The 5,105-nt window shown below is 54.5% G+C and carries 4 protein-coding genes; 3 read left to right on the forward strand and 1 reads right to left on the reverse strand.

From position 1 onward, the window contains the following. Window positions 1–86: 86 nt before the first annotated feature. On the reverse strand, window positions 87–848 hold the full coding sequence (locus AC0MA3_RS26255; protein WP_474658322.1) for an AAA family ATPase: 762 nt from the start codon (window positions 846–848) through the stop codon (window positions 87–89). Between the two features lie 212 nt (window positions 849–1,060). Between AC0MA3_RS26255 and AC0MA3_RS26260 the strand changes: the two genes are divergently transcribed. The 3 genes from AC0MA3_RS26260 to AC0MA3_RS26270 form a co-directional block, all read left to right on the forward strand. Next, window positions 1,061–2,143 (forward strand): CgeB family protein, encoded by a 1,083-nt coding sequence (locus AC0MA3_RS26260; protein WP_474658323.1) that lies wholly within the window; start codon window positions 1,061–1,063, stop codon window positions 2,141–2,143. Between the two features lie 31 nt (window positions 2,144–2,174). Further along, a complete protein-coding gene (locus AC0MA3_RS26265; protein WP_474658324.1) occupies window positions 2,175–3,308 on the forward strand; it encodes a CgeB family protein in 1,134 nt (377 codons plus the stop codon). 396 nt (window positions 3,309–3,704) lie between these two features. After that, on the forward strand, window positions 3,705–5,105 hold a 1,401-nt coding region (locus AC0MA3_RS26270; protein ID WP_474658325.1), incomplete at its 3' end, for a glycosyltransferase family 4 protein.

Genomic DNA, 5,105 nt, shown 5'->3' on the forward strand with positions numbered 1-5,105 from the left:
TGCTTAAAAATAGTATATCAAGATGGACGTTAATCTCCAATACAAAATCCTTGACAAGTATTAGCTGGTTTTTGTGCTTCCATACTTCAATCGCCTTCCAGCAGTTCCCGCAGCATGCTCTCACGGTCGTTCATGAATGCTTTGGTCACGGTATAGTGCTCTGTGTCCTCCAGTGCAACCTGACGGATACCCTCGCCTTCCAGCAGATAGATTTCAGAGCCGGGATAGGACATTAGAATGGGAGAGTGGGTAGCAATGATGAACTGTGAATGCTGCTCCACAAGCTCGTGCATGCGTACCAGCAGCGACATTTGCCGCAGCGGGGAGAGGGCGGCTTCCGGCTCGTCAAGAATATAGAGGCCTTGTCCCCCGAAGCGGTGGACGAAGGCAGCAAAAAAGGATTCTCCATGTGACTGCTCATGTAGTGACTTGCCTCCATAGGAATTTTTAATCATGCCTCCTCCCGGCTCTTCATCCAGCCGGTCAATATAAGAGGCTACATTGTAGTAGCTCTCCGCACGCAGAAAGAAGCCGTCCCTCGGGCGTCTCACCCCTTTGGCAATTCGCAGGTACTCATACAGGCTGGAATGCGAGGAGCGGGTATTGAAGGAGAAATTCAGCGTTCCGCCTTCCGGATTGAACCCCCAGGCTGCAGCAATACCCTCCAGCAGTGTAGATTTGCCCGTACCATTCTCTCCGACAAGAAAAGTAACCTGTTTCTGAAAAGCTAACTTGCTGAAGCTGCGGATCACCGGCAGATCAAACGGGTAGGCCTGAAAGGAAGGGACCCGATCACGCAGCAGCTCCGCATGACGGATATAGAGCATGTTGTTATCTGACACAACCATTGTCCCACTCTCCTAATCTCATCATTTGTCTCTCACTTGCTTCCATAATTGTAGCCTGAGTGGAATCTATCTGCAAAGGTTCGGGCATCCCGGGCGAAAGACAGGGGACATATGCCAATTTCGGCAGGATACAGACAGATGTCCATGAGGCGGATGCTGACTCCGCATATAGTTATATTGTCTTGAGAATATGACGGGGCAGGGTGAAAGCCGTGAAATCAAATAAGAGAAAAGTGCCTCCGCGGGATTACCGCGACGGTTATCAGGAAGGCTACCGTCTCGGTCTCTGTGAAGCCGTGAAACGCCTGAATTCTCCAGAGGCAGGGGTATGCCGGCCGTTCAAGCTGATGTATGTTCCCCAGGGATTTCAAGCGATTGATACGGGAGTAACGGAAGCATTGGGACAGCTCGTTAGCGAACTGATCATCAGCTCTCCGGACACGATGCTGGAGATAGCCGCCCGCGAGTCGCCTGGAGCCGTGCTGGTCATGAATGGTCTGCATGTGTTCCCCGAGAATCATCTGGAACAGATCGCGGAGATACGTAAACTGGGTATTCCTACAGCTATCTGGTTCGTAGATGATCCCTATTTTACGGAGGATACATCAGTCATTTGCCAACATTATGACCATGTCTTTACACATGAACTGGGATGTGTGGAATTCTACCATGACCTGGGAGTAGGCTCTGTGCATTACCTGCCGCTCTGCGTGAATCCGCAGATGTTCTATCCCCGCCGCACTGGGCCGCAGTATCAGTACGATATTGTGTTCATCGGCAATGCTTTCCGCAACCGGACAGAGCTGTTCGACGAGCTGACTCCTTTTCTCCGTGGCAAGAAAGTCCTGATTGCCGGGGGGTTCTGGGACCGGCTGAACACGTATGAGGAGTTGTCACCTTTTATTAAAGATGGTTTCATCCCTCCGGAGGAGACCGCTAATTATTACAGTGGCGCGAAGCTGGTCATTAACATTCACCGTCCATGGGAGGGCGGGCAGGATAACCGGAACTCCTTCCAGCTTCCCTCCCGTTCGATTAATCCCCGGACCTATGAGATCAATGCCTGCGGGACGATGCAGCTAACCGATGTCCGTGAGGATCTGGGCAGCCATTACCGTCCGGGTAAGGATCTGGAAACCTTTGCGGGGGCCGACGAGCTGAAGCACAAAATCGAATACTACTTGAAGCACGAGAAGGAGCGCCGTCAGTTCGCACTGCAGGGGCTGCAGACTACACTCCGCCATCATACTTTCCTTGCGCGTCTGCCCTATCTGCTGAATGTTCTTACTTCATAAGCCCGGCAATCCAATATAAGGAGCGAAAACCATGAACAATAATTTTATCATGCCAGCCCCGCCGCTGCCGCGGACGCCAGCGGAAGAAGAGAAGCTGCGCGGCCGGCTGACCGGCTTCAAGCTTGGATTCGATGAAGGTTATCTGCGGGGGAGACTCGCCATACTGGATGGACGGCCGGAGGAGCCGCTTCCTGTCCGCAACATCCATGTCATGTATGTGGCTTCGGGAAAAGGTTATCCGTATTCACCGCTTGACGATGCGGTACTCTATGCCCTGCAAAGATTGACGGCCAAGGTCACGATTACCGATGTGCGGCAGAATCTGGTGGAGCTGGCGGATGTGGAACGCCCAGATCTTGTGCTTGTTCTGGATGGCATGGATCTGCCGCTCGATCAGGTTGCCATCCTGCGCGGCCGGGGCATCAAGACAGCTATCTGGCTCACAGATGATCCGTATTATACGGATTTCACCGTTAAAATCGTAGCGCACTACGATTATGTGTTCACCCTGGAATTGAATTGTGTGGAATTTTACCGCGGTCTGGGGTGCGCGGAGGTGCATTATCTGCCCTTTGCCGCCCACCGGGAGCATTACCGTCCGACAACGGGCCGGTCACCGGTCAGCCGGGATATCAGCTTCATTGGCTCGGCTTATTGGAACAGAGTTCATTTCTTCCGTGAAATTATGCCTGAGCTGATGAGCTACAACACCGTTATCAACGGGATTTGGTGGGATCGTCTGCCGGAGGCCCCCCAGTATGGGGAGCGCATTGAGATTGGCAAATGGATGACGCCGCAAGAGACGGCTGTCACTTACAGCGGCTCCAAAATCGTCATTAATCTTCACCGTTCCCATATCGACGAGGCGGCGAATAACAATACGCTATCGATCACTGCCGCTTCACCTAACCCGCGCACCTTTGAAATTGCAGCCAGCGGAACCCTTCAGCTGAGTGATGCCAGAGATGATATGAGCTCTTTTTATAAAGTGGGGGAAGAGATCGACACGTTCACAAGCCCGCAGGAAATGATGGATAAAATCCGCTTCTACCTGAGTCATGAAGAGGAGCGCCGTGCCATGGCTCTGCGCGCTTTTGAACGGACGCTTAAAGATCATACCTACACCAAACGCCTGAATCAGCTGCTGACCGTGATCTACGGCTAGGCTTACGGGTGAATGGAAGGAAATGTGCGTATATCCGGGGGACAGGTGTCGTGCCGGCATTTGTTCCTCTTCAATATACTACTGGAGTACCAGGCTTTGGCATTTGCCGTTGTACAATGCTGCAGGCGCGGCGGGTCTCCAGCTTACTGTGGAGCGGATGCTTCTGAAGGAGCCATGAAATTAAGCGGATGCTCTGAAGGGAGCCGTAAGACTAAGCGGATGCTTCCGAAGCGGGTTTTACTGCGAAGGTATGGACTGTAAGTAATGCTCCGTAAAACTAAGCGGATGCTTCCGAAGCGGGTTTTACTGCGAAGGTATGGACTGTATGTAATGCTCCGTAAAACTTTTAGGAGGTGAATGGCTGCTCCGCAGGCATGCCTGGAGCGCCGAGACACCATGGCCGACAAAGCGACTATCGTGCTTTTTTCCCATGTATCCAATACACGCAGCATTACCGGTGCGGAGAAGCTGCTGCTGTTCTTCAGCCGGGAGCTGTTACCGTATTTCAACTGCATCCTTGTGGCGCCCCAGGAAGGCAAGCTGACACGGCAGGCACGCAAGAACGGACTGAGCGTGCAGCTGCTGCCGATTCCGTTGGTCTACGGGATATACACACCGTATGCCGGCTTGGAGGCGGATATCCGCAAATTTCAGGAAAGCCGTGAATACGGCGAGCTGTTAGACTGGCTTTCTGCGCTGCGTCCGGCTTTTATTATTTCCAGCACCTGTGTTCATGCTTTGCCGGCGATGGCGGCCAAATCACTGGGTATCCCAGTGGTGTGGAAGATCTCCGAGACGATTACCGACAATGAGTTTACTCCCATCAGCACGGGGTTGATCCACAAGAACAGTGATGAGATTCTTGCCATCTCTCATACGGTCGCGGCCTGTTTTCCGGAGGATATCCGCGAGGAAAAGGTGACCCAGCTTCCTCCCTCCTGGAACGAGTCAGAGATGATGATTGAAGCCTGGAGCAAGCTGCGGGGCGAGCGCCGCCGTGATTTGCGGGTTGCACCAGCGGAGCCGCTGCTCGGCTATATTTCTTCCTTTATTAATGTGGAAAAAGGATTGGAGCATTTTGTGAAAATGGCTGTTCAGGTATCGGAGCGGCATCCTGAAGCCAAATTCATCGTCGTCGGCACACCCGGGGATAAAAGCTACTATGAGCGTTGTGTACGCAAGGTCAAGCTGGAAGGCCTCACCTCCCGCTTCAGATTTATTGGTTACGAAAAGAATCTTGCCGATGTCTATTGTGCTATGGATATCCTGGTCGTTCCCAGCCTGATCCGCGAGGGATTCGGGATGACGGCCCTGGAAGGAATGGCTTTTGGCAAACCGGTGGTAGCCTATGCCTCCGGCGGCTTGTATGAAATTCTCTGTGCGGCCGGATGTGAAGGACTGCTAGCGCCGGTAGAAGACATTGATGTCCTGGCGCAGCGTGTGAACAGCCTTCTGGCGGAGCCTGGTCTGGCTGCCGCTATCGGCAGCCAGGCCCGGGAGCGCGTCGACGCCGTCTACGGACCGGCGGCCTACCGCACCCGGCTGCTGGGCCTTGCGGAGAGGTGGAATCTCCGCTACTGCGCCGCGCCGCCAGAACCTGCCGGCGCACTGGAGCTCCCCGCTGCTGATGCTTCAGGCAGCGGAGAGCCCGCCCCGCCGCCGCTGCCGGAGCCCCGGCAACGTCGGCGGAGCTCCGTGAGCCGCGCCGCACGGCTCCGGCGCAGCAAGCTCCGGCGCGGCAAGCTCCGCCGCGCCAAGACCCGGGCGCGCAGCCGCAAGCGCCCGGGCCGCAAGCGG

The organism is Paenibacillus sp. LS-5 (genome assembly GCF_056121505.1).